This window comes from Sporolactobacillus kofuensis (genome assembly GCF_024125425.1).
Classification (GTDB): domain Bacteria; phylum Bacillota; class Bacilli; order Bacillales; family Sporolactobacillaceae; genus Sporolactobacillus; species Sporolactobacillus kofuensis.
The window spans coordinates 1-25833 of sequence record NZ_JAMXWN010000018.1; the positions used below are offsets into that span (position 1 = coordinate 1).

Genomic DNA, 25833 nt, shown 5'->3' on the forward strand with positions numbered 1-25833 from the left:
AAGGGAAGGTTCTTTTTTTTTATCACACAGGCATTGCCCGAGTATGCGAGGAAATCAAGCAATCAAGTGCAATGACCCGCTCTTTGGTGACATTCATAAACATATCGCGTTCCAATACGCGATACCGCACGAAAAATACGGATTCATGCGTGGTTGATTGTCTTATAATTGAAGAGCGTAATTTCAAATTAGAATCCCAATATAGCCAATATTATCAATAAAAATATGGCCACAAATACTAATACAACTGATTTTTTACTCCTGTAAACTATTATTCCTGTAAGTATAGATAAGAATAATAGTACTCCTATTACAATAGTCAATATCTGATTTTTACCGACTGATCTATTTGCGATTGCTAGTATAACTACTAATGAAATAAGTAAAATATTGATTTTTTCTAGATTTTTTTTCATAATTTCTCCTTTGGATTTAAGCAGGATAGCTTATCTTATATGGTTATTCCATTTATTTATAAATTAATATAGGGAGTTGATTGGTTTGAAACGATTTGTGAGTATTACCTTTGCGTTTTTGTTAATAGTACCTATATTTTCTTTTTACAATCTTTCAAGTGCACATGCGAAAAGTCCATCAGCTGACAGTTCAACCGAAAATAGTAACGTTGTTTTTAAACATTATAATTCGGAACCCACAAGAGAGGAAATAGCAAAGGACAAATATATAGTTGTTGATGGTGACACGAGTGATTCTGATTCAAGTAGTTTGGGGAAATTTCACACATTAATTGCTGTTCCTGTAGGAAATGATTACGGTCATAATTGGAAATTGATTGATAAATACAACGGTAATTCCAAAACAACTGATACCATCGGTGAGTTCACTAAACAAATATTAGCTGCGTCTGTTCCCGTTCTTCGTCTGCCGGTATCGGCTCTTTACAAAGGAATTATATCAGTTATGGTACCCGCTGCATTTAATACTTTCCATAAACCACCTAAAACAGTGTATTATACGACATACCATTATTACGATTACGATTATAGTAATGTATATGTCAAGATGGTACTCAAAACGTATAGTAATTCAGCAAGAACCCATCTTATTAAAACAGAATCCTATTTTGGTATGGATAAACGAATCAAATAAAAATGCTTAGTTAAGCTCTATTAAAATATTTTAGATATAGGAGAAAAAGAGCCTGCCCAATGCTTTTCAAAGGGTGGCTCTTTTTCTTTTCCATCAAAAAAATGACTTGATGAAAAAGATCACCGCTATAACTATCGTCGTTGCAATCGCACCGCCAGCAATAGCCGGAGCGTCTGCCGCTTCTTCAATCTTCTTACCTTGGCTAAGCTGCGTCTTACGCATCGCCGCCAGTTCCGCCGCAGTATTTGAAACCTGATCCGATGCAGTTTGCTGCGCATCACGCAACGCCGCCAATTCTTGACGCACACTATGTAATTCCTTTTCCACAAGCTGTTCTTCTCTTGGAACTTCTTTTTCTTCTGCCGGCGCTTCCCCAAGTTTTTCTTCAATGAGCGATTTCAGCTCTCTCAATCCTTCAGGATCTCCGTACCGATTAACGTAAGTTTTTGCTGTTCGAAAGGCGCTTTGTGCGCGCCGCAATTCCTTCTTTTCTTCTTCTTCCGTCATTGCCACGCTGCCAACCCCTCTCATGGTCAAAATTCAGTATTTATGCGGTGTTTGCGCTTGTGCATGCGCATGTTTGCACCCTGTTTGCGCAAGTGCAGGCGCAGCGTTTGCGCCCTCAATCTCTGACGATCTTATGACCGCTATTCCACTGCTTCATTTGCTCCACCGACATCTCGGAATAATTCTCTGTGTAGCTGCCCTTTATCCAACTCGACGTACAGAACAGAACATAGACATTAGTGTCCTGAGCCTTGTACTTGTCCAATTCATCCGCATCAAACTTCTTGGAATACTCGAGGAACACCCCATTATAGCCAATCAAACGTCGCCCCTTCAGCGCCCCATAATAATAGTCAAAGACATGCTCGTCCACATCAATGTCAACCAAATCCTTGCTGACATACTTTGACATTTCTAGTGGTGCACGGCTGTTCTTCACCTTTTGGACATTGACCTGCGTGATCTCATCCGTTCCTTCTTCCGTCACGCCTGTCATTCGTGTGGCTTTCCGCCATAGATCAAGCCATTCTTCATGGCTTATGTAAGTCCGATTAGTAAAATAGCTCCGATTCACCGCAATCAATACATGCAAATGAGGATGAAACATGCCTGTCTTTGCGTTGTGGGTGACCTCGATCTTCTTCACAAACCCTTTAACTACGGCACTAACCCGTTTTTTCTCCTTCATTCGCTTAAACGAAGCATTTATTAAATCAAGCGCATGAGGCAACTCTGCCCCCGCTACGTTCGGTATCGTTAACGTCAGAAAAATAAATTCCTTGCTTTCTTCCTGCACGATCGCAACCATCATCACACTGAGTTTCATAGCGTCTTTGAGTGCCTTCCGATACATACAGACCGGGCAGAACCGATTCTTGCATGTATTCCCATAGACCTGTTTCTTGTGCTTTTTATCAGCCGTAGTGATCAGCTCCATGTACGTGTTACAATCCTTAAAATAATCCCAAGCACGAGAACTTAGGCGACCTTGCATATATTCAGCTATTTTCTCGTTAACCTTCTTTTTTCCTGCAAAAACTTCCAGAAGATCTTTCTGTTGTATGTGTAAAAAGTTTCTCGAAGGGATCATGTGCTGAAAAATAGTATCGGTTGAGAATGGCGTGGTGCGAGACGCCTGCGGGATCGGTCCTGATGATTGCGAGCAAAATGAAACCCCGCAGATAACTTGCATGTATGAAGAGGCCTACGGATCGCCCCGGCAATCGGGCACCGAAAGCCCCAACCGAGAAAAACTTGACATATATAAAGTAAAATCCCAGCTTGCTTTCTCACGTCTAGACTCATCGTTCTCTCAACGATAACGCCTATTTTTTGTCGTTACTGCCCAAAAGAAGATAAGGTTCACTAACATCAATGCACCACTAAAGATAAAAATCCCTTGATAGGCAAAAATGGATGCGATCACTGATCCGGTAATTGGCCCTAAGACACTACCAATCGATTGAAAACTTTGATTGTAGGAAAATACAATGCTTGTATGTTCTGCTGATGTATTTTTGGACAACAGAGTCTGAACAGAGGGTAACATCGCCGCATCTGATATTCCGGTAAGAAATCTTAATAGAATGAGTGGAAGAATACTTGTAACAAATGATGTTAGGAAAAAAATGATTGAAGCAAAGATAAATCCAAAGATAAGTAATTTTTGAGTCCCTATTCGATCGCCTAATCTGCCAAACATTGGTGCTGCGATGACTGTTGAAATCCCAGGCATCGCTGCAACAACGCCTGCGATAAAGGTGATTGAGCTCGTACTGTTCGGATTCACGAGTTCTTTTACAAATAAACTTAGAATGGGATTGATTGACATAGTCACTACTTGGACAAACAGGGTTGTTGAAATTAAAATGAAAAGAAAATGATTCTTGAGAATAGCACGTATGCCAATGGGCGTTGCTGATGCATGAGCGGTTAAGGTTGATTTATGTTCCCCTGAACCTTCTTTAACGAAAAAATAGGTAAAGATAAAGACTGAAAACATGATGATTCCAGTAATATGGAATGCCAGCCGATAGGAAAATAGCCCGGCGAGAATGCCTCCTAATAGAGGACCTAATAATGTTCCGGCAGTAATACCGGTAACTAAGATACTCAGTGCACGCCCGGCATGCCTTTTTGGCGTTTGAGAAGCGATTAATGCATTTGAATTCGAAACATAGCCGCCAAAGGCGCCTTGAACAGCTCTAAGGAGCATGAGCTCCCACACGTTTGTCACAAACCCCATGAGAAAAAATGCCACGGCCATCCCGAATGATGCGCGAAGCAACATTAATTTTCTACCTTTTTTGTCGGCCAATCTTCCCCAAAGCGGTGAAACTAAAGCCATCATCAAAAAGGATACAGCAAATACGATTCCTGTATAGAAAGTCGTTTGCTGCTTGTTATAGGAACCTAACTCACCAATAAATAGTGAGAGAAACGGCATGATCTCACTCAAACCCATTCCTGTCATAAAAACACCAAACCAAAGGACAACAAGATTCTTTGACCATAATTGTTTCGGAGAGTTTCTCGGTAAAGTTTTGAAATTCATAAGATGCACCCTGCTCTATATATAGTAGAAATTAACCCAGTTCGGTAAAATAATAAAGTAGACCTCATTTGTGTTATAACATGTTCCATGGTTTTTCATCCAGAATATGAATCGAATTTGATGAAGTCAGTTTTATAAAATTTGGACTCATGCGTAGTTTGCAGCAATTTAATCAGATTAAATCGGGGTGAATTTTATGGATGAGTATTTTTACTACACCCAGTTCCAAGCCTGGGAGTGGGTAGATTCAAAAAAGGAATACGTGAAATTAAAATTTAGAACCGAGTTTACAGAAGATCATTCAGAAGACTTTACCATACGATGGAACTTAACGAACAACAAATTTACATGTATCGATAAGGAATTAAGTAAAAGACGGGATGTCAAACATTTTCTAACGGACCCGGTTTATCAGAGAGTGATCATAGAAAAGATACAAAAGCAAATGTACGAGTGATCCGTTAGGTCTGACATTTCGCCAACGATAGATAAAGAATCGTATGAAAAAGATAAGCGAGAAGGAGATCGGAACGATGTATCCTGTCATTTTCCATATCGACGAAGAAGAAAAGTGGCCGCTCCTGCTTGGCAATGTAAAAAATCTCCGAGCAGAACGTATGGACACTGAAATTGAAGTGCTGGCGAATGCAGCCGCTGTCAAAAACTATCAGCATGGAGCATTCAACGATCAGATGCGAAATCTAAATAATCAAGGCGTTCAGTTCGTTGCCTGCCAGAATGCCTTAAACGCGCAGCATATCCTGAAAGAGGATCTTCCTGAATTTGTATCTGTTGTTCCAGCAGGAATTGCGGAATTAGTGAAAAAGCAAAGCAGCGGTTACGCATACATTAAGCCGTAAAGAAGCCAGTTCATTTTCTAGTTCTTGTTGCGCAGGTGCCCCTAATGTGCAGGAAACAAATCTGCCAAACGAATAAAATCATAGAATACTTATCTGTTATACTTGGAGAAAATGACCTGAGATCGAGGTGAAACACATGGTACGCACTCCGCTTTTTGAAAAGGATGTACCAGTAGCACTGCTCCGCCCTTAATGGAGTGGGTAGCTGCTTTTCTCCGTTAAGGCGTTTAGACCTGATTTTAAAAACGGAGGGTATTAAAGTTGAAAAATACATGGCTCGGTTCACTCTATTTAGCTCTGGCCGCTAGTATCTGGGGCGGCATGTATGTCGTTGTTAAAGTTGTTGTCGCGGTAATCCCACCCATTGAACTCGTTTGGATGAGATATTGTGTGGCTTTTATTTCGTTACTGATCATTAGTTTAATCACGAAACAATCATGGAGGATGCGGAAACGGGATTTTTTCTTAGTCACTCTCATTGGGATCATTGGTAATACCCTTTCAATTGTTACTCAAGAATTTGGCACCATGTATTCTTCGGCACAAATGGGGGCAATTATCACGTCCGCAACACCGGCATTTATGGTTGTTTTTTCCCGTCTGCTCCTTAAAGAACGTCTCAATGTGAAAAAAGTGGTATCTGTTTGCTTGGCCACCATAGGCGTACTGCTTATTGTTGGCAACGGTCATGTAAACTTGTCCAATCAGATCGGCGGAGTTTTTCTCCTGATTGCAGCTTTGACATGGGCACTTATGTCTGTTCTGATAAAGCGCGTTCCGAAAGACTATTCTTCAATTGAAGTAACGAACTATTCCATTCTAGTTGCCGTAATTATACTCACTCCTTTTGTATTGGGGCATTTAGATGAATTGAGACTCTCTCAATTGATGCATCCGACAATATGGGGTGGTGTTTTATACTTAGGAATTGTTTCAACAGCTTGCGGATTCTTACTGTGGAATCGTGGATTGCAGTTGTTAAACGCTTCAAGTGGCGGGCTGTTTTTCTTTTTCCAACCCATAATGGGCACATTCCTTGGGTGGCTACTATTAGGTGAACGTATTGGAGGAACATTCTGGATCGGGACCGCTTTAGTTCTTTGTGGTGTTCTATTCGTGATCAGGGAATAAGTCCGGGTGGTAAAATTAAAAATTGATCGACTAAAAAATGACTGTTCTTGGTGATTCGCACCCAAGAACAGTTTTCTATATAATCATGCGATTGCAAAGTTTGATCGTGAAGGAAATGGATAGGTGAGAAAAGTAATCAAGTGATCAAAAAATTGGTGCCCCGTTCAAGCGTATTTCTACACGCGTGACTGACAAAGGTGAAATGACTGATATATTTTCGAAAGTGATCGATATTTTTTTGAAAACGACCGATATATTTTTTAAAATGATCGATAAAAATTCAGAAGTGATCGATAAAATCGGAGAAATGACTGATATATTTTTTCAAGCCAGAGTCATCATCTCTTGATGATGACTTAGCTAACTAAAGCTATTTTCTTTCTCTTCCAGTTCTTTAACACGTTGCTCAAGATCCCTATACTTTTTTTCAATATGTGTACTATTGCTTACGGCGTATGCAAATGCAAAGCAGCCAAAGATAAAGCCTAACAAACCGAAATTAGACATAGGGATCGCCTCGTATGTTTTTTTGCTTCGCCTAGTTGGGGATTTCACCGAAACCCATCATCTCATTTTAGCAAAGACACCCATAGAGTGGACGTCGTTGATGTGTCACGCTTAGGTATCTTTCAGAGTTCGTCAAGGTATGTAATACCCTTCGCTCATTGTCCATGAACATTCATCTTTGCCGTTCAATAGGTTATCGGGAACAGCCTTTTTCATTAATAGAATAAGATTGCTCGATAAGCTGCTCTGCGAAGTAAGATCGCATGGCAGTTTTTTTGACTTTAATCGAACTCAAGCGCGTGATGCTCATCTAGTCATTTTGACATAGAGTTGTTTGTCGCTGTGGCGCTGATTTTGTCGGATGAATCATACTTCAGACATATTGTAAAAAAATCATCTGGGACATTATACCAATTTATTGATAAAATAGAGGAATTTTCATGCATAAATGAGAAATTAAACTAAATTATTGAACAAGTAAGAAAATAATAGATCTAGGGGGAATTGTTTTTGAAACGAAGAAAGTTTACCGCTGCAGCAGTCGCAGCAATTATCGGCCTAAGCTCTTTAGGTTTGTCAGGATTCACCACACCTGAAGAGTCTGACTATGCATCGGACCCGGTTAAAGAAACAAGGAAAGCCGGAGCGTTGTTCGATCCTGGGATTGCCAATGATGAAAAACTGATTGCGATGTTGAAGCATGAAGGAAAAATTGCGAAAAATGCGAGCCAATCCGATGCTGAAAAAGCTTTGCAAACGTATTTAAAAGCAAAAGCTGAGGGAGCGAAAAAGGGAACGAAGGATAAGCTTCCGAAAAGCATTGCCGGTTTTAAGTCATCGGAGAATGCGGTGAATGATAGTCTGAAAAGTGGTAAGGGAAACAAGCTTGGGCAAGCGAAGAAGAATCAAGTGGATCCGATTAATAAAGAAAGCTATGATGGTGCTGTTCGAAAGGATAAGGTTCTTGTGCTCGCCATTGACTTCCCGGACGATCCGAAGAGTACGATTGATCCGTCTGAAACCGATATGTATTATCCGGACTACAGCCACCAGCATTTTCAAGATATGATTTTCGGTAAAAACGGTTATAAGGGACCGAATGGTGAGAATCTTGTCTCGATGAAGCAGTTCTATGAACAGCAGTCGGGCGGAAGTTATACGGTTGATGGGACGGTCGCTGGCTGGTACACAGCGGATCATCCGGCTGCCTATTATGGCGGCAATGATCCGGCAACCGACAGTGACCAGCGCCCGCGTCAATTAATTTATGAAGCGCTGAAAAAGGCCGGACAAGATCCGAACATCAACCTCAGTGATTATGATGTTTGGGATCGTGATGATTATGATGGCGACGGTGTGTATAACGAACCCGATGGCATCATTGATCATCTCATGGTGATCCACTCAGGTGTGGGTGAAGAAGCCGGCGGTGGTAAATTAGGTGCTGATGCGATCTGGTCGCATCGCTGGAACCTTGGTGGCTTAGTAGCGGTACCGGGTGGAACATCAAACAGCGACCGTTTCGGCGGTCTGCTTGGCGCTTACGACTACACTATTGAACCAGAAGATGGCGCAGCCGGTGTATTCTCTCATGAGTTTGGTCACGATCTTGGACTTCCTGATGAATACGATACGATCTATTCCGGTGCCGGTGAGCCGATTGAATACTGGTCGATTATGTCCGCCGGTAGCTGGGCAGGAAAAATTCCGGGGACGGAACCTTCCGGATTCAGCCCTTATGCGAAGCAATATTTGCAGAATGCCCATGGCGGGAATTGGTTGAGCGGAACAACGATTAACGCTTCGGATATTACCTCAAAGGGTACGGAAGTTCTTCTCGATGAAGCAGCAACCAAGGGAACGAACAATGATGCGGTACGTATTGATCTCCCGGACAAAGAAACGGTTGTGAACACACCGACAAGCGGAAGCTATGAATACTTCAGCGGCAGCGGTGATGACCTCGATCAATCAATGACGAAAACAATTGATCTGACCAATGTAACGGATGCAAAACTGACTTTTAAAACCTGGTACAGCATTGAGCAAGACTGGGATTACGCATCGGTACAAGTGAACGGGAAATCAATTCCGGGAAGCATCACGACCACAAACGATCCGAACGAGCAGAATCCGGGGAATGGGATAACCGGAGATTCCAACGGTTGGGTTGATGCAACCTTTGATCTGTCCGCTTATACGGGTCAGAAAATCGACTTGTCCTTCAACTATTGGACAGACGTTGCGGTCGCACAACCAGGGTTCTATGTCGATGACATCAAAGTGACTGCGGATGGCAATGCGATCGTGACCGATGATGCGGAAGGCACACCTTCCTTTACACTGAATGGTTTTAAAAAGGATCAAGGAAAGTTCAAATCGAAAAACTATTATCTGCTTGAATGGCGCTCACATAACGGTGTTGATGAAGGATTGGCACACATTCGTCGTGGCGCGAGTCTCATGAGCTACGATCCGGGCCTCGTGGTTTGGTATGTGGATGATGCGTACAGTGAAAACTGGACCGGCGTCCACCCTGGCGACGGCTATCTCGGCGTGGTTGATGCCGATCAGCATGTCAACAAATGGAGCACTGGCGCTCTTGGGTCATCACGCTATCAGTTGAATGATGCGGCATTTAGTTTGGATAAGTCGAATAAAATGTTCCTTGACTATTCAGCGATTGACAGATCATCCTTAAAAGATAACTTTACTCAGCGCAATCCGCTCTTTGATGACCGCGCGGATTACAGTGGCGCATCGCTTCCTGATGCCGGACGAAACATTCCAAAGCTTGGTCTGAAGGCGCGTGTTGTTGGGCAGAGTGCTGACGGCACGGTCGGCAAGGTCCTGCTTTACAAATAAAAAGTCAATGAAGGGGCTGCCCGAATTCGGGTTCACCCTCGAATGATTCGAAAAGCGAGTGGCTCAGCAATGGTCTTATAAAAGGACACGCTCATCGATAATTAGATGAGCGCGTCCTTTTTTTGCGCGTCTGAATAAAAAGGGGGGAGCTACTTTTAGTAGGGAAAAGAGCACGACCAATTCGTCTGTAACAACGACCGGAGTCGATAATATTAGAGACTGATCATCGCGAGCGATCGAAGCATAATCGATGCAAAATAGGCTCAGATCAAATGGTTCATTATTGATACATAGCATTAACAAATAAGTAATGAAAATGTAATAGTATAACATTTCCAGCAGCAGTAAAATGAGCTTTGGACTTATAATTTATGTGTGAACTATGGGGCAGTAGTTTGGGCTTTTCATAACGGCATGCCTTTTTGGAGGCGATTTTAAACGAGGTATAACGGCAAAAAGTGAAATCAGAAAAATACGCGCGGAGCGAAGCACGGACTGATCACGTGCTGGCTTTTTTTGGCTTCAACTCTTTTTTCTTGCCTCTTGATTTTAATGAATGAGGCGCATCTAGAGAAAATTACTGGTGGATTGATTTAGGAAGGTGAGTTTTCATTGGGAACTTCTACCAAACAACGGATTACTTGGGTTGACATGGTGAAGGCGCTCGGAATCATTGCTGTTGTCTTTGGACATGCGATTGATTCAGAAAGAAATGTGCATTTATTTGATGTTACCTACGATGCGATTTATTGGTGGCACATGCCGCTTTTCTTTATCATCGGCGGGTTTTTCTTAAAGCCACTTGCCCATAATTGGGAAGCAGTACGTCATTTCTTGGTACGTCGGTGTAGACCATTGCTTGTTTCATACTTTTTGATCGGCAGCATTCTAATCCTTGCCAGTCATTTTGTTCGCCATCAGTCGTGGTCCTATACGGGTTTTTATTTTGTTCGGCTACTCTATGGTGGGCGCGCTCTGAATAATTATTTAAGTATTTTTTGGTTTATTAATGTGTATCTTCTGACGTTGATTGTCGTCATGATTTTGATTACTTGGGTACCTTCAGTATTCGTACAATGGGTGATCAGTCTATCGATGTTTGCAATTGGCACCGTTCACCAGCAGCCATCGTTCTTAGGCCATCCCTATTTTCCTTGGGATGCCCAGGTTGTATTGATTACGACAACGTATATGCTCGCGGGGTATTATGGATTCCGTTTGCTCAAAGCCAGTCAGCATAACTATATGACACTTCTGGCGATTGGTATCTTTTATCTCATTCTTTTCCGTGATCAATTTAATGGAGAAATTAATTTCACACTCTACTTGAAATCCGATAATTTAAATCATACAGGGTTGGCTTTAATTGCGCCTTTATTGCTATGTTTAGGCATCATATTATTTTCACAATGGCTAAGTGGGGTCAAATATCTTCATTGGCTTCTTCTCTTGGGACGCCACACGATGATCATCATGTTCTGTCATCGTGCGCTGTTTGATCTTCCTGGGTTGATGAACTTACCTGATCATTGGGTGATCAAAGTTCTTGTAGGTTTAGTACTCCCCATTCTTGCCATTGTCCTTTGGGAACGATTCAAGCATTTGTTTACGTTGCATCATATTCCCAAACAGTTCGCAAATGGCTAATCACTACGTTTACATGCTTAGAGAAAAGCTTCCCGCACTTGATGCGGGAAACTTTTTAAAATGAAGTAACTGAATATTAAGATATAATGAATTACTCCGAAATTATTATTTATATGTTCTTAGCCAGTTTTTTGATCAGCTCGCTGGAACATCTTGAAAATAGCAGGAGATACGTTCGATCCAGTGCAGATCACGTTTCTCCGTTTCATCATCGGCGGATTGGTGTTACTGCCCGCTGCTCTGATTTCCATGCACAAGAAAAACATTATCCTACGATCAAAAGACTGGGTTCTCCTGTCGGTTAATGGATTTGTAGTGGTTGTCATTGGAATGATTTTGTTCCAACTGGCGGTTGATCATGCGAAGGCCTCTACCGTTGCCGTATTGTTCAGCTGCAATCCTGTGTTTACCTTAGTGTTTTCATTTTTGCTGTTAAAAGAAAAATTGTCCAAGCTGACCTTGATTTCAATCATTCTCTCTATTATTGGATTACTTGTGATCGTAAATCCTGCCAATTTGACAGAACCGCTTGGTATTACATTTTCTTTACTGAGTGCAGTTGCCTTCTCCATCTACAGCATGATTTCTCGCTGGGTGAGCATTCGTACCGGTCTGGATGGATTGGCGATCACCGGCTTTTCGCTCCTGATCGGCAGTCTAGAGTTACTTGCACTGATGTTACTCACGTATCTTCAGCCAATCGTTAACGCCTTCTCGGGCGTTCCCGCATTAAGAGAATTTAGTGATATTCCAATATTAGCAGGAATTTCTTGGGGAAACGTACCACTCCTGCTTCTTGCTGGTGTTGGAAACAGTGCCGCTGCGTTTGCACTTTATTTCATGATTATAGAGTCGTCGAACGTGTCCATGGCATCTATTCCTTTTTTTATAAAACCGGGTCTGGCTCCGTTATTAGCATTCTTGATTCTGTCGGAAAAAATAACCGTTAATCTAATCGCTGGTATCCTAATTCTATTGGCAGGATCTCTACTTACCATTTACAGTAATCGGACCCGAGTGTCTCCGAAAAAAAATAATCTTCTTGATACGTAAGGATTTTCGATACGCTATTGGATCATGACGCTTCCTACCAGTGCGCGCACACATATGTTCACATTGCGAATAGCTGCTTAATAGTTTTACATGTTCTAGAAAAGTTTCCCGTACTCATTACGGGAAACTTGTAAGTTAAAAGACAGAACTTTATGACTAATCGGTGACACAGGCGGAACGGTGCGCTAAATATCTCTTTTATTAAGATAATGAACTCGCTTACATTTCAGACTTGTGATACACTAGCGATACGTAATAGAGTAAAAGGAGAGCATATTATGACACGGCGTGAAAAAGTAATTGAATATCTGGAAAAACACGCACTTAGTATGGCTCAAGGTGTGACAACGAGCGAAATCTCCGATGCGATTGGTGTGCTTCGCCCGAATGTGAGCAAGGAGTTAAATCAGCTTGTCAGAGAGGGAAGAATTAAGAAGACAAAAGGTCGCCCCATTCTTTATTTCGTAAATCATACAGTCGGAAAACGTGAAGTGAAGATGCAGCAGAAGCCTAACATCGGCTTTGCAGGATCTGCGCGTATCCGTGATCAAAGGATCAGTGAGAAAGATACAACACAGAAGAACGAAGTGGATGCTTTTGAGAATATGATCGGCAGTCGTGATAGCCTAAAGAGTCAAGTCGAGCAGGCCAAAGCAGCGTTGCTTTATCCGCCACATGGTTTGAATACACTGATCATTGGGCCAACAGGATCCGGTAAGACGTACTTTGCGAATAAAATGTATCATTTCGCATTGGATAAAGAGATCATCTCCAAAAAGGGATTTACCACATTCAATTGTGCGGATTATGCGCACAATCCGCAGTTATTAATGTCGCATTTGTTTGGCTACGTTAAGGGCGCTTTTACTGGTGCCAATAGTGATAAAGATGGTCTGATTCAGGAAGCTGACGGCGGTATGCTTTTTCTGGATGAAGTCCATCGCCTACCGCCTGAGGGGCAAGAAATGATTTTCTATTTTATGGACCATGGTACATACAGCCGATTAGGCGAAACGACTAAAGTGCATCATGCGGATGTCAGACTTGTGTACGCAACCACTGAAGATCCGGAAAGTGCATTGCTTCAGACTTTTGTCCGCCGTATCCCTGTCATCATTCAGCTGCCGGACTTTAAGCAAAGAAGCGCACGTGAAAAATTGCAATTACTCGAACAATTATTAACGCTTGAAGCGAATCGGATACATAAAAATATTCGTTTGAATGAAGATGTCGTTCAAGCTTTGCTGGGCAGTGTCACATACGGTAATGTTGGCCAGTTGAAATCAAATATTCAATTAGTGTGTGCCCAAGGTTTTTTGAATAGCATGCAAGATAAAAATGAAATCACCCTACTGTTTGGCCAGTTGCCGCCAAATATCAAAGATGGACTTTCCAATTTGGCTGGTGATCGGAAAGAACTGGGGAACTTGAGTCGTTTGTTGGAACCGACGATGGTGATCAAGCCCAATGCGAAGCGCGGCCTCCCCGACATGGATAGTTATGAACTGCCTTATAATTTGTATGAAATTATTGGCGATAAGGCGACGCTACTGAAAGACGAAGGATTGGATCAAACAGCGATCAATAACTTCATAATGACGGATATTAATCTGCATTTAAAATCTTTTTATCGGCAAGGGAATCTGGAAAAGACGTTCAACAGTTTGAATGAAATTGTGGATCAAGAGATTATTGACCTAACCAAGCAGATTCAGCTCATGCTTCTGGAAAGAGAGAATTATCCGGTTAGAGATAGCTTCATTTACGCAATGAGTTTACACATCAGTTCTTTTATTAAGCGGGTCCAGTCCGGAAAACCGCTGCGCACGATTTCCTCTGATTTGATTTCAATGGTCCATGATTATCCGGAGGAGCTCAAGATTGCGGAGCACGTTAAAGTATTGATCGAGGAGCATTATCATTTTCCAGTTCCTGAATCTGAAGTGTATTATATGGCGATTCTTTTAGTCTCGTTAAAATCAGAACCTAAAACCGGCAAAGTAGGCATCGTTGTGGCGGCCCATGGAAACAGTACCGCATCCTCGATGGTACAAGTGGTTTCGCAACTACTGTCTGTGGATAATATCGCCGCCTATGATATGCCGCTTGAAATGAGTCCTAAAGTTGCGTTGGACGGCATTGCATTACAAGCAAAAACGATCGATCAGGGCAACGGGGTTTTACTCTTGGTTGATATGGGGTCACTGAGCACATTCAGTAGCAAATTGACCGAGAAAACGAATATTCATGTCAAAACGATCGATATGGTGACGACCGCAATGGTGCTTGAAGCAGCACGTAAAACAGCACTGATTGATAGTGATCTGGAAACCGTGTATCGAGAATTGCGAGAATTTAATGGCTATTCACGAACGATTAATAAGGCCCAGATGAAAAAGAATAATGTGCAGAAAAGATCAGATCAAAGAGAAAAGGCCATTATAGCGATTTGTTCGACGGGTGAAGGAACCGCTCAGAGAATTAAAGAGCTTTTAGATAAAATATTGATAGACAATCTAATAGATGATATTACAGTGATCACCGTTTCTGTTGTAAGAATGAAAGAACAAATTACTCAGATCCAACAAAACTATCAAATCGTAGCCACGACCGGTGTTGTGAACCCCCAACTTGCTGTTCCCTTCGTTTCATTGGAAAACTTATTGCAAGGTGGAGGCGAGAGCTTTGTCAGTCTGATCGAAGAATTAAACAATCATACAGTACGTGAAGCAGAGGCTCTGGAACATTCGGAGTTATTAACGGAAGAAATGAGTCAGAACTATTTGGGGCAGTACTTTACCTTCATTAATCCCGCAAAAATCACAAGAATATTGTGGAATTATTGCGATTACATCCAGCAGCACAGTCATTTCACTATGTCTAATGCCTTCAAAGTGAGTTTGATTATGCATATGGCAGGAGCTGTTGAGCGTTATCTGACACGCTCAGAAATGACTGTAGCGGATGATCGACTAGCTAAAGTAAAATCGGAAAAACTGTATCCGATTGTGAAACAGGCAAATAAAGTTTTGCATGACCGGATTAATATCGAGCTTTCAGATGCCGAAGTGTATTACATCGTCGAACTATTTAATACAGAAATAGAAAAAAGTGATACACAAAAGAAATGATACACAGCTAAGTGTGTCATTTCTTTTTTTTAATTGTGAAAAAATCTTGTTATTTCAGATCTTTTTTGTGATACACAAAAGTTGGCATGAAAGTTGCTTGTAGTGTGGTGTAGGTATTCTTTGAGGTGTTTCTATTCGTGGTTTGAAATCTATATTATGAAAACGTTACCGCGAACTTGGAAATTCCGAATGCTTGCTGCTCAGGGGTGACGCTCACTCAACAAAAAATGGAGGGTATATGGGTTGTTTGGTCTCACTGGAAAAGAAGGTGGAAGGTCATGACGATGGATGTTCGCTTATTACGTATTGATAGTCGTTTACTACATGGTCAAGTGACGACGAATTGGGCGAAAGCCATCCATGTGAATCGCATCTTAGTTGTATCCGATCGTGTGGCGCATGATCGGACACGCAAGACATTGATCGTGCAAGCTGCGCCTCCTGGGATAAGGACGCATGTCGTCACGTTGGAGAAAATGATCAGAATCTATCATGATCCGCGTTTTAATGTTTTAAAACCGATGATTCTGGTTGAGAACGCAGTTGACGCAAGATGTATTGTCCAAGGCGGTATAAAGGTGGACTCGATCAATATTGGTGCGATTAGTTTTGACACCACACGTGTCATGGTTACTGATGCGATCGCGGTTAATGCGGCTGATGTGGAGGCGTTCAAGTGGTTTCACGCGCATGGGATTAAGCTTGATGTCCGCAAGGTTTCCAGTGATAGTTCAAAAAATCTTTGGAAGTCGCTTTCCGAAAAAGGTTTGGTGTAGATCAAATAATTTTTACAATCGCTCTTTTACTTTATTGTGGACTTCCCTAACCATGAAGGGGGGTGAGAAGCATCTCAGCACTGCGCATCGATCGGGTACCTGTTTCAAACTAATGAAAGCGATAACAGAGCTGGATGCATGAGTCATGTCCTAAAGTAATAAAAATATTGTAAATAGGAGGTATGAAACAATGGTAGGTATTATCCTAGCAAGCCACGGCAATTTTGCCGAAGGCATTTTCCAATCCAGCTCAATGATTTTTGGCGAGCAGGAGAATGTCAAAACGGTGACCTTAATGCCGAACGAAGGTCCTAACGACTTTAAGGCAAAAATGAAAGACGCAATTGCATCTTTCGACGATCAAGAAGAAGTGCTGTTCTTAGTCGATCTTTGGGGCGGTACACCGTTCAATCAAATCAACGGCTTGTTTGAAGAGCACAAAGACAAATGGGCAATCGTTGCAGGTATGAACTTACCGATGCTGATCGAAGCATATGCTTCGCGCTTATCCATGAACACGGCGCGTGAAATTGCAGCACATATTTTGGGCACAGCGAGAGAAGGGGTCAAAATAAGACCTGAAGCATTAGAACCGGCCAAGGCAACCTCTTCAGCACCCGCTCAGCAGGTAAAGAAAGGCATTCCTGGTACATTTAAATACGTGTTGGCACGTGTCGACTCCCGATTGCTTCACGGTCAGGTCGCAACGGCATGGGCCAAAACGACCCAACCGACGCGGATCATCGTCGTTTCCGACGCAGTCGCTAAGGATGATCTTCGTAAAAAATTGATCCAACAAGCGGCGCCGCCAGGAGTCAAAGCACACGTTGTTCCTGTCGCTCAAATGATCAAACTGGCGAAGGATGATCAGCATTTCGGCGGTGAACGCGCGTTGCTTCTTTTCGAAAATCCACAGGATGTAGTGAGGGCGGTTAAGGGCGGAGTGGCATTGAAGACCATCAATGTTGGGTCTATGGCACACTCACCGGGTAAAGTGCAACCGAACAAAGTACTCGCCTTTAACCAAGATGATCTTGATGCTTTCGCTCAGTTAAAAGAAGCCGGACTGACCTTCGATGTACGTAAAGTGCCGAATGATTCAAAAGGTGACATGAACGAAATTCTCAAGAAAGCTCAAGAAGAATTAAATAAATTAAGATAATCATCATTATCAGGAGAAAGGGAGGATTAACAATCATGGATTTGAACATTATTCAAATTATATTAGTTGTTATCGTTGCATTTTTAGCGGGTATGGAAGGAATCCTGGATGAATTTCACTTTCACCAACCAGTCATTGCGTGTACGTTAATCGGCTTAGTGACAGGGCAACTCATCCCATGTCTGATTCTAGGCGGTACGCTTCAAATGATTGCGCTAGGTTGGGCAAATATCGGTGCCGCTGTAGCACCTGATGCTGCGTTGGCATCTGTAGCCTCTGCAATTATTTTGGTTCTTAGTGGGCAAGGGAATGCTGGTGTAGCTTCAGCCATCGCCATCGCCATCCCACTCGCCGTTGCAGGTTTGTTATTAACGATCATCTGCCGTACGATTGCAACCGCTTTTGTACACTTTATGGATGCTGCAGCGAATGAAGGAAACTTCAAAAAAGTTGAACTCTGGCACATCAGCGCAATCTGCATGCAAGGTGTGCGTATCGCAATCCCAGCAGCATTGATCTTGGCAGTTGGTGCGGGTCCGGTGAGAGGGTTACTTGCAGCAATGCCAACTTGGTTGACCAGTGGTCTAGCAATTGGTGGTGGCATGGTCGTTGCCGTTGGTTATGCAATGGTTATTAACATGATGGCGACAAAAGAAGTATGGCCATTCTTTGCCATTGGTTTCGTACTCGCGACAGTTTCACAAATCACATTGATCGGTCTTGGTGCGATCGGTGTCGCTCTTGCCCTTATCTATCTGGCGCTTTCCAAACAAGGCGGATCAGGTAATGGCGGAAATTCAAACACCGGTGATCCACTAGGCGACATTATTGATAATTACTAAGAAGGAGGGAGAAATAAAAATGGCACAAGAAGTGAGATTATCAAAAAAGGATCGTATTTCTGTTTGGTGGCGCTCAACTTTCCTTCAAGGTTCATGGAACTATGAACGTATGCAAAATGGTGGTTGGGCCTATACCATGATTCCGGCAATCAAAAAACTCTACAAAACGAAAGAAGACCGTTCGGCTGCACTAAAACGTCACCTCGAGTTCTTTAATACGCACCCCTATGTGGCTTCACCAATCATTGGTGTTACTCTAGCACTTGAAGAAGAACGTGCCAATGGTGCACCGGTTGACGATGTAGCTATCCAAGGTGTTAAAATCGGGATGATGGGACCGTTAGCAGGTATCGGTGATCCGGCGTTCTGGTTCACGGTAAAACCAATCCTTGGTGCGTTAGCCGCTTCGCTTGCGATGACCGGTAACATTCTCGGACCACTTCTTTATTTCTTCGGATGGAATATTATTCGTATGGCATTCATGTGGTCGACACAGGAATTTGGCTACAAAGCGGGTTCTAAAATTACCGACGACCTATCGGGTGGATTGCTTCAGGATATTACGAAAGGTGCATCAATCCTTGGTATGTTCATCCTGGGTGCATTAGTTAACCGTTGGGTATCGATAAAATTCACGCCGATTGTCTCCTCGGTTAAACTTGACAAGGGTGCTTTCATTGACTGGAGTCACTTACCTTCCGGAGCGCAAGGGATTAAAGCTGCGTTGGAACAGCAGGCCGCAGGACTTTCGCTTGAGGCACATAAAGTAACGACGTTACAAAATAACTTGGATAGCTTAATTCCCGGTCTTGCTGCATTAGCATTAACACTCCTGTGCATGTGGTTGCTTAAGAAGAAAGTTTCTCCAATCATTATGATTCTTGGACTATTCGTTGTTGGTATCGTCTTGCACTTACTAAATGTAATGTAACCGCTAGTAGTTTTGCCTAGGTCTACGATTTATCCATTGATTTTTATTAAATTGAGTATAAATCCTGCCTTTCAGGAGTTGTATACCAAATGAGCCTGATTCCTCTTAAGTCAAGGATTTCAGGCTTTATCTATACTATGGAAAAAAAGTATAATAAAAGTGTAGAGAGAAACGGAATGGGGCAAAGAAAATGGTTCAATCAATGAATACAAAAGTCGATTATGTAGGGAATGCCACTTCTTTTATGGGGCTGGCTGATTATGGCAAAATCATGATTGGCGATAAAGGTTTTGAGTTTTATAATGACCGAGATGCTCGCAAAAACATTCAAATCCCTTGGGATGATGTCGATTATGTCATTGCTTCAGTGATGTTCAAGGGGAAGTGGATTCCTCGCTATGCCCTACGTACGAAAAACAATGGAACGTACACTTTTTCTTCGAAGCATCCAAAGGAAGTTTTGCGTGCCGTACGAAAATATGTGAAACCGGAACGCATGGTTCGATCGCTGACATTCTTTCAAGTGGTCAAGCGCGGACTAAAAGGCCTAATCGCCAAGTTGAGTCGAAAAGGAAGCAATTAATCGCGTGTATTTCGTTGATCGGGTGGGAGCGATGCAACAACCCCGAAGAGAACTATCAAAGATAATCTTGCAAGTGCAGACTTTTTATGAAAACGATACCAATACAAGACGATAATGATCTTCTGCTTTTTTTTATAATTGATGAGAAAAGGGGAATTCGATTGCAGTCTAAAAAACGATTGGTAAAACGTATTGTTGCTCTTTTTTTGACCGTGATTCTTTCGGTGTCTCTTGGGGCCGTTCAAGTACCAATAGCGCATGCAAATGATGTGCAGAGCGTGCCTAACTACAAAGGGCATAATTCTTGGAACCAGTTAACCACATCCAATGGTCTGGCAGCTGCGATTTACTCGGTTAGTCAGGGAAAAATGACGCGTTTTCAGCGGCATATCTACAGCCATGTAGATGGCAACAGTACGACACCGAATTTCATGTACGATTCTTATTTCGGTTACGGGGTTAATGGAGGAAAGGCTACTTGGTTGAACAGTGTACCTGTTGATGCGGCTGAATATGTAAACGGTACCAATATCATCAAATCAACGCAGCATAATGACGGCTTGCAATTTGACAGTTATTACTTCACTCCTTTTTCCGGAGAAAATCAATATGAGTCTTCTCTACTCGTCATGTTGGTACGCGTGACCAATAACTCGAACACGGATAAAAATGTCTCAGTCTTCTCTAACCAAAATATGCATCTCGGGACCGACTATGGAACGGCAAACGAACAAACGACATACAATCCAAATGGCGATTACATTAAAGAATATAACAGCAAGAATGGTAGTCTTGCGATCTATAAAAATCTGAATCCGGCGGGGGAACATTACGAAACCGGTTTGTCCGGAAGCGGAACGGAGAGCAATCCCTGGGCCGATGCCACAAATAATGGTAAATTAACTGATCAGATTGTCGGTCAGGGAAATGATATCACGGCAGGATTCGAAAACCGGGCGAATCAGCTGAACGCCGGAAAGTCGAAATGGTACGGTGTGATTATCGGGTTGAATGAAGATGGTAATGAAAGCCGGTTAAGCAGCGATGTTCTTGCCAATGCACAGACAGCGCTAAGCAGTACTCCTGAAGCTTTGCTGAAGCAGGAAGAAGACTGGTGGACCAAGTGGCACAGCACCGAGAAGATGCCGGCGGGTCTTTCAGCACAGGAACAACAGATATACCGGCAGTCCACGGCCGTATTGAAGATGTCGCAAAGCCGCGAGTCAGGAGCAGCTTATGGACAAGTATTAGCCAGCCTGATCCCTGGTGAATGGAGTATTGCTTGGGCACGCGACGGGAATTACTCGATACAGGCTCTTATCGCATCCGGACATTATCAGGAGGCCCGTGCAGCACTTCAGTTCTTCTTTGATGCGCAGATGCAAAAGGATGCCTCGGGAGATAATTATTATCAAAAGAATTTCATAGAAAATACAGATAAGGGCGCTCCTAATTATGGACTTGGTGTCAAACTGAGTGATAATTATCTGATTTCTGTATGCCGCTATTTTGGTAACGGCACGGAAGAATCAGACTGGAACAATAACGGGCCAAATATTGAATTTGACGGCTGGGGATTGTTCTTATGGAGTGTCGATCAATATGTCCGGGCAACGGGGGATACACAATTCCTGAAAAATAATAATCTCTCGTATTGGAACAAACTGACGAAGCAGGACGCGGACTTGCTGATTGAATTAATTCAACCGGAAAATGGTCTGATTCAGCCGGATTCCTCAATCTGGGAAGAACACTGGACCCCATTCAACGTATTAAAAACAGCACCGTCACGCCAACAATTCGCCTATACGAATATTACAGCGTACCAAGGGTTGAAGTCCGCCGCCAACCTGGCAAAAGTCATGGGCAAGGATCAGCTTGAAAAGAAATACAGTGATGCCGCTTCTTCGATCAAAGATGCAATCATGAACAAGCTTGTGGTCCGTCAGAACGGGTACCGAACCATTGCATCGTCACTTGAGAGAAAGGGCGATCCGACCTATCAAAATGACGGATCAACAGTTGAAGCAATTAACTTTGACATGGTCAACCCGAAATCTAATCTGGCATCAGGCATGATTAAAGCCTACAACCAAAACTTGCGTATTCTGACAGGAAGCACCCCTGGGTATATGCGCGATCAAGATGGCGACCTCTATGATTCCAGAGAGTGGGGATTTATTGATTTGAGAATTGCAGGCGCCCTATCGAAAATGGGCAGAACGAACGAAGCAAAGACACTCCTTGACTGGATGACGAGCCAGGCATCACATAATTATAATCTGATCCCAGAGTTGCTGGACTACAACACGCAGGATTATGCAGGCTCCGTTCCAATGGGCGGCTTCGGATCCGGTTCCTATATCCTGGGAATCAATGATTATTACCACCAGAAGAAGTAGTATTCGCGTTGCGGACGTTTGCGAACAACTTCTAGGAATGTGAAAGATAAGGCGGGATCTTGGGCAACAAATGAAAAGATCGAAGAATGGCTTTCATGGTTGGCCAGTAGTTCAGACAGCTAAAAAAATCGTCAAATAATCGAAAACGTAGCCCACATCTTTAACAAGGTGTGGGCTATTTGTTGCGGACAGCTTAGAAGCACAGAGATTCATCTCAATTTTTACTCTCCGAACGTTGAGTAATCATAGAAACTCAGCAAACTGTATGTAAAAAATAGGTGAACGACTCGATACGAGAGTACCGAGTCGTTCACCATGCTATCTCTATAGTTAACTTATGCAAGTCTAACTTCAGAAGGAGGATTTGTTCAAACGGTACTTAATCCATTGGAAGCAATGGGGGATATGCTCTTTGGTAGGCTTAGGTGACGGATCATCTGTGACGGGAGTCAGGTTACAATTCCTTCCTCTAAGTTTCGCCAGAGGTGGTGGGCTTCTCTGGCAAGATGTTCTAATAAGTCGGGTGGTGCAGTTGTAATCGCGGCACACTGCTTGATCAGTGCATCTAATTCTAATTTGAATTTTTCAAGATCCTTAGTTTCAGAGATTACCATTTGCCGAAAAGCGTTGAGAACGGGTAACATCTCATTGCGTGGTTTTCTTATGATTGTATTAAGTGCGTTTGCCTGGAGAAACAGGCGTTCGAACTTATGGGTCATGTTCCGTACCTTATTTTGGAGTTCATAATTTGTTGGATCTAAATAGTGCTGTACAAAGGCAAGATGATCCGCCATTTGCCGCAACCAAAACACACTTTCATGTAGAACCGAATCCGCGACAAATACTTGACCGCCACTTTTCATTAAATTAAAGACGTTCTGGGACTCTTCGGCTTCTCGGATCATATGATCCATAAGCGCTACCGGTGTCGACACGATCACTTCACAGCGCAAAGCCTTACCCATGCCCAGTGTAAGGAAATTTTGAAATTCACTGATCGCCTGTTCCGATTCATTAACCAGAAGCGTAAGATCGCCCTGTTTCTGTTCCGCCTGCTGCCATATCCCCGCCAAATTCTGCACCATACTATGATTGACACGGGCCAATTCCAATTCATGGTGACTGATTTCCCTGTCAAAGAATTGACCATGCTCTAAATTATTGCGCAACCAAAAAGCGACGATCCCGTATGCATCCCTTTCGTAATTATCCATGTACCCCATAACTACACCTCTTTTCATTAACCTCATCGGATACGATTATATTCTGAGAAAAATTGAATATGCAGAGTTTGGAATGATTATTTTCAACGCATTTGGAGGTTAAATGATCGATATAATTTTGAAAACGATCGATAAATCTGCGAAAGTGATCGATATATTTTTGAAAATGATCGATAAAATTCCAGAAGTGATCGATAAAATCTGAGAAATGACTGATAAAAAGTTCAACGATGTATATCACTAGCATCAAAGATGGGCACAATCATTAATCCCTTGAAGTGCCAAAGGTACATTCAATGAAAAAATTACAGACAGGCAATAGATGACGCATATGAGCGGATGCGGTGACACCCTTGTGAAAGGGGGTGCGGCCAATCACAGTATTTCAAGCGATGACACTAATGATTAGTTTTGGCGTGCTGCTCTTGATGCTGTCAGATAGAAAGAAATAATCCGCCTCATATGCTACTCACGATAGCTTGATGGACGGATCATTTGTTAAATGTGAAGTTTATTAATGGCATCGCTCCGCTCTACGCGGATATTGCCATGCCGTCAGTGCTCGCAACACTGGCGGATTTATTTTGCCTTAATCTAATAATAATACAGAGTTGGCGCGATTTAATGGATCATTTAATAGGCAGTCTTAGGCTTGTTGATCACTTATTGATTAATAGATTTTCTAGTGCAGGCTTTAAGGTTGGAAAGTCGAAGGTGAATCCTTCTTTGGTAAGCACCTGGGGGAGGACAAGCTGTCCGTTAAGAATCATCGCGCTTTTTCGGCCAAGCACGAGCTTTAGTAGAGCGGAAGGAACAGGGAGCCAATAAGGGCGGTGAAGCACAGTGGCGATCATTCGGCCCAGTTCATCCATATGTACAGGTTGCGGGGCGGTCACATTGACTGCGCCGCGGATTTGATCATGATCCATGACGAATCGGATCGCCCGAACAACATCGTTCATGTGGATCCAGGATACCCACTGCGTCCCGGATCCTAACCGTCCGCCGCCAAACAGTTTGACCGGCAATGCCATCAGTGGCAACGCGCCTCCATTTTGACCGAGAACGACGCCGAATCGCAGACAAATTGTGCGTATCCCGAGTCGTTCCGCTTCTTTTGCCGCATGCTCCCAGTCGGAAGCGACCCTTCCGAGAAAGTTATCGGCATGTTCGGTTGATTCTTCTGAGTATGTGGCTGTTGCCGAAGGCGGATAGATGCCAATCGCGCTGGCATTGATCAGTGCGGCCGGCTTTTGCGCCAATGTACGGATCAAACGAAGCAATTCGCGTGTCGCGTTCATACGGCTGCTGTAAATCCGATCGCGCTGCTTTTTGGTCCAACGGCCCTTACTTAGCGAAGTGCCGGAAAGGTTAATGACATAGTCCGCCGACGTGATCGCTTTTTCCGGCGCAGCGTCATGCGTCATCCAGCGAACATAGGTGATGTTTTCGTGGTTCGAATAGACGCCCCTAGTGAGCAGAACAATCTGATGTCCTTCCTGCAGTAGGAACTGTGCCAATTTTTTTCCGATAAATCCGGTTCCACCGGCGATCACAATCTTCATTCGATCTCCTCCAAGGCTCTTGTCCCTATCATCATATGCGGAAGCGTTCTACGAGACAAGTAAACGGACTTTGTTGGAGGAACGAATCAACTTAAAGCGCAACACTTTCCTTATATAGAACGTCCGGATCAAAGTCGGCCTAGTTCTCGAAGGAAATCGTATGCGCTTTGTTGTCGATTTTCACACTTTGAAAAAGCTTCGGATCCGTTAAAAATTCATGAACGATGCCTTCCCCAACTGCTTAAAACTATTTTTTTAGTCTTGATTATCAATTACTCGCAAAATGCAGGATATTAGGCTAATTTGTCGAAAATAAATAATGAAGACATATAAAGTGTTGGGTGCTGTCTTAATGGAATTTCAACACAAAAGCGCAAGAAGTTTGTGCGGCTTGAAAATAATTTAATGAGTGATTTAATTGGAGGAAAAGAATATGGATGACAACGGTGCAAGAAATTATTTAGCAATTATGGATGAAGAAAAAACGGAAAAAAATTATTCAGACGAAAAATTTTGGCAAAAGCTAGGTAGACATGCTAAAAAAGCAGGACTTCATGTTGTATACCTTGCACTGGTCTTATTTTTCATGGCCAAAAGTCCCAATGTCCCTGCTAAAGACAAGGCGATGATTATCGCCGGTCTTGCCTATTTTATTTTTCCAATTGATGTAGTTCCTGACTTTATTCCGGTTGCAGGATATTCGGACGATTTGGCCGTTTTGATTTTCATCATTGGTAAAGTTGCGTATTCAATAGATGATTACTCAAAAAACAAAGCAAAAGAAGCGCTGAAAAAATGGTTTGGCGAGGATGTTGATGTCTCAAAATTAGATGCGCTATTATAATCATATCTTTGAATTTGACGGATCCAATTGCAGAGCTATTCATTTGGAGACCGACATATAGAAAACATCCATCTATTATAGTAGATGGGTATTTTTATGCGTTCATTGGTCTTTTGCTGAAGGAATAATCTATCAAGTTC

At 42.7% G+C, this 25833-nt stretch carries 20 protein-coding genes; 14 read left to right on the top strand and 6 right to left on the bottom strand.

Annotation, left to right across the window (positions count from 1 at the left end; translation table 11 throughout):
* Positions 1-501: 501 nt before the first annotated feature.
* Positions 502-1110 (top strand): hypothetical protein, encoded by a 609-nt coding sequence (locus NIE32_RS12615; protein ID WP_253077254.1) that lies wholly within the window; start codon positions 502-504, stop codon positions 1108-1110.
* Between the two features lie 93 nt (positions 1111-1203).
* Here NIE32_RS12615 and NIE32_RS12620 read toward each other — a convergent pair whose 3' ends face one another.
* The 3 genes from NIE32_RS12620 to NIE32_RS12630 all read right to left on the bottom strand — a co-directional run bounded on the left by NIE32_RS12620 (position 1204) and on the right by NIE32_RS12630 (position 4171).
* Complete coding sequence (locus NIE32_RS12620) at positions 1204-1623, bottom strand: hypothetical protein (protein ID WP_253077255.1); 420 nt, start codon at positions 1621-1623, stop codon at positions 1204-1206.
* Between the two features lie 109 nt (positions 1624-1732).
* Positions 1733-2554, bottom strand: coding sequence for a protein rep (locus NIE32_RS12625; RefSeq protein ID WP_253077256.1), 822 nt, complete (start codon positions 2552-2554; stop codon positions 1733-1735).
* Between the two features lie 375 nt (positions 2555-2929).
* Complete coding sequence (locus tag NIE32_RS12630; RefSeq protein WP_253077257.1) at positions 2930-4171, bottom strand: MFS transporter; 1242 nt, start codon at positions 4169-4171, stop codon at positions 2930-2932.
* 533 nt (positions 4172-4704) lie between these two features.
* Between NIE32_RS12630 and NIE32_RS12635 the strand changes: the two genes are divergently transcribed.
* Both NIE32_RS12635 and NIE32_RS12640 read left to right on the top strand, forming a co-directional pair.
* Positions 4705-5031 (top strand): DsrE family protein, encoded by a 327-nt coding sequence (locus NIE32_RS12635; RefSeq protein WP_253077258.1) that lies wholly within the window; start codon positions 4705-4707, stop codon positions 5029-5031.
* A 261-nt stretch (positions 5032-5292) separates the two neighbouring features.
* Positions 5293-6162: a DMT family transporter gene (locus NIE32_RS12640; protein WP_253077259.1), complete on the top strand. Its 870-nt coding sequence runs from the start codon at positions 5293-5295 to the stop codon at positions 6160-6162.
* 360 nt (positions 6163-6522) lie between these two features.
* Here NIE32_RS12640 and NIE32_RS12645 read toward each other — a convergent pair whose 3' ends face one another.
* Complete coding sequence (locus NIE32_RS12645; protein WP_253077260.1) at positions 6523-6669, bottom strand: hypothetical protein; 147 nt, start codon at positions 6667-6669, stop codon at positions 6523-6525.
* A 510-nt stretch (positions 6670-7179) separates the two neighbouring features.
* Between NIE32_RS12645 and NIE32_RS12650 the strand changes: the two genes are divergently transcribed.
* The 10 genes from NIE32_RS12650 (at position 7180) to NIE32_RS12695 (ending at position 22061) form a co-directional block, all read left to right on the top strand.
* Positions 7180-9534, top strand: a complete 2355-nt coding sequence (locus NIE32_RS12650) for an immune inhibitor A domain-containing protein (protein WP_253077261.1) — start codon at positions 7180-7182, stop codon at positions 9532-9534.
* A 612-nt stretch (positions 9535-10146) separates the two neighbouring features.
* Positions 10147-11181 (top strand): acyltransferase family protein, encoded by a 1035-nt coding sequence (locus tag NIE32_RS12655; protein WP_253077262.1) that lies wholly within the window; start codon positions 10147-10149, stop codon positions 11179-11181.
* 153 nt (positions 11182-11334) lie between these two features.
* Entirely contained in the window at positions 11335-12234 is a 900-nt protein-coding gene (locus NIE32_RS12660; protein ID WP_290443617.1) for a DMT family transporter, read from the top strand.
* Positions 12235-12512: 278 nt separating this feature from the next.
* A complete protein-coding gene (locus tag NIE32_RS12665) occupies positions 12513-15365 on the top strand; it encodes a sigma-54-dependent transcriptional regulator (protein ID WP_253077264.1) in 2853 nt (950 codons plus the stop codon).
* A gap of 278 nt (positions 15366-15643) precedes the next feature.
* Complete coding sequence (locus NIE32_RS12670) at positions 15644-16141, top strand: PTS sugar transporter subunit IIB (RefSeq protein ID WP_253077265.1); 498 nt, start codon at positions 15644-15646, stop codon at positions 16139-16141.
* 190 nt (positions 16142-16331) lie between these two features.
* A complete protein-coding gene (locus NIE32_RS12675) occupies positions 16332-17303 on the top strand; it encodes a mannose/fructose/sorbose PTS transporter subunit IIA (protein WP_253077266.1) in 972 nt (323 codons plus the stop codon).
* 35 nt (positions 17304-17338) lie between these two features.
* Positions 17339-18145, top strand: a complete 807-nt coding sequence (locus NIE32_RS12680) for a PTS mannose/fructose/sorbose transporter subunit IIC (RefSeq protein ID WP_253077267.1) — start codon at positions 17339-17341, stop codon at positions 18143-18145.
* A 19-nt stretch (positions 18146-18164) separates the two neighbouring features.
* Positions 18165-19076: a PTS system mannose/fructose/sorbose family transporter subunit IID gene (locus NIE32_RS12685; protein ID WP_253077268.1), complete on the top strand. Its 912-nt coding sequence runs from the start codon at positions 18165-18167 to the stop codon at positions 19074-19076.
* Between the two features lie 190 nt (positions 19077-19266).
* Positions 19267-19659 (top strand): DUF956 family protein, encoded by a 393-nt coding sequence (locus NIE32_RS12690; RefSeq protein WP_253077269.1) that lies wholly within the window; start codon positions 19267-19269, stop codon positions 19657-19659.
* 161 nt (positions 19660-19820) lie between these two features.
* Positions 19821-22061 (top strand): glycoside hydrolase family 15 protein, encoded by a 2241-nt coding sequence (locus tag NIE32_RS12695; protein ID WP_253077270.1) that lies wholly within the window; start codon positions 19821-19823, stop codon positions 22059-22061.
* Between the two features lie 449 nt (positions 22062-22510).
* On the opposite strand, the gene NIE32_RS12700 is transcribed toward NIE32_RS12695, so the two are convergent.
* Positions 22511-23284, bottom strand: a complete 774-nt coding sequence (locus tag NIE32_RS12700) for a DUF2935 domain-containing protein (RefSeq protein ID WP_253077271.1) — start codon at positions 23282-23284, stop codon at positions 22511-22513.
* A 659-nt stretch (positions 23285-23943) separates the two neighbouring features.
* Positions 23944-24849, bottom strand: coding sequence for a TIGR01777 family oxidoreductase (locus NIE32_RS12705; RefSeq protein WP_253077272.1), 906 nt, complete (start codon positions 24847-24849; stop codon positions 23944-23946).
* Between the two features lie 433 nt (positions 24850-25282).
* Here NIE32_RS12705 and NIE32_RS12710 point away from each other — a divergent pair, with 433 nt between their 5' ends.
* Complete coding sequence (locus NIE32_RS12710; protein WP_253077273.1) at positions 25283-25693, top strand: YkvA family protein; 411 nt, start codon at positions 25283-25285, stop codon at positions 25691-25693.
* Positions 25694-25833: the final 140 nt, after the last annotated feature.

What these genes read in the sequence shown, in the direction of transcription:
- NIE32_RS12680 (WP_253077267.1), top strand. Translation starts at nt 17,339, where the DNA reads ATGGATTTGAACATTATTCAAATTATATTAGTTGTTATCGTTGCATTT.
- NIE32_RS12710 (WP_253077273.1), top strand. Translation starts at nt 25,283, where the DNA reads ATGGATGACAACGGTGCAAGAAATTATTTAGCAATTATGGATGAAGAA.
- NIE32_RS12675 (WP_253077266.1), top strand. Translation starts at nt 16,332, where the DNA reads ATGGTAGGTATTATCCTAGCAAGCCACGGCAATTTTGCCGAAGGCATT.
- NIE32_RS12700 (WP_253077271.1), bottom strand. Translation starts at nt 23,284, where the DNA reads ATGGGGTACATGGATAATTACGAAAGGGATGCATACGGGATCGTCGCT.
- NIE32_RS12625 (WP_253077256.1), bottom strand. Translation starts at nt 2,554, where the DNA reads ATGGAGCTGATCACTACGGCTGATAAAAAGCACAAGAAACAGGTCTAT.
- NIE32_RS12670 (WP_253077265.1), top strand. Translation starts at nt 15,644, where the DNA reads ATGACGATGGATGTTCGCTTATTACGTATTGATAGTCGTTTACTACAT.
- NIE32_RS12665 (WP_253077264.1), top strand. Translation starts at nt 12,513, where the DNA reads ATGACACGGCGTGAAAAAGTAATTGAATATCTGGAAAAACACGCACTT.
- NIE32_RS12705 (WP_253077272.1), bottom strand. Translation starts at nt 24,849, where the DNA reads ATGAAGATTGTGATCGCCGGTGGAACCGGATTTATCGGAAAAAAATTG.
- NIE32_RS12685 (WP_253077268.1), top strand. Translation starts at nt 18,165, where the DNA reads ATGGCACAAGAAGTGAGATTATCAAAAAAGGATCGTATTTCTGTTTGG.
- NIE32_RS12630 (WP_253077257.1), bottom strand. Translation starts at nt 4,171, where the DNA reads ATGAATTTCAAAACTTTACCGAGAAACTCTCCGAAACAATTATGGTCA.
- NIE32_RS12690 (WP_253077269.1), top strand. Translation starts at nt 19,267, where the DNA reads ATGGTTCAATCAATGAATACAAAAGTCGATTATGTAGGGAATGCCACT.
- NIE32_RS12645 (WP_253077260.1), bottom strand. Translation starts at nt 6,669, where the DNA reads ATGTCTAATTTCGGTTTGTTAGGCTTTATCTTTGGCTGCTTTGCATTT.
- NIE32_RS12635 (WP_253077258.1), top strand. Translation starts at nt 4,705, where the DNA reads ATGTATCCTGTCATTTTCCATATCGACGAAGAAGAAAAGTGGCCGCTC.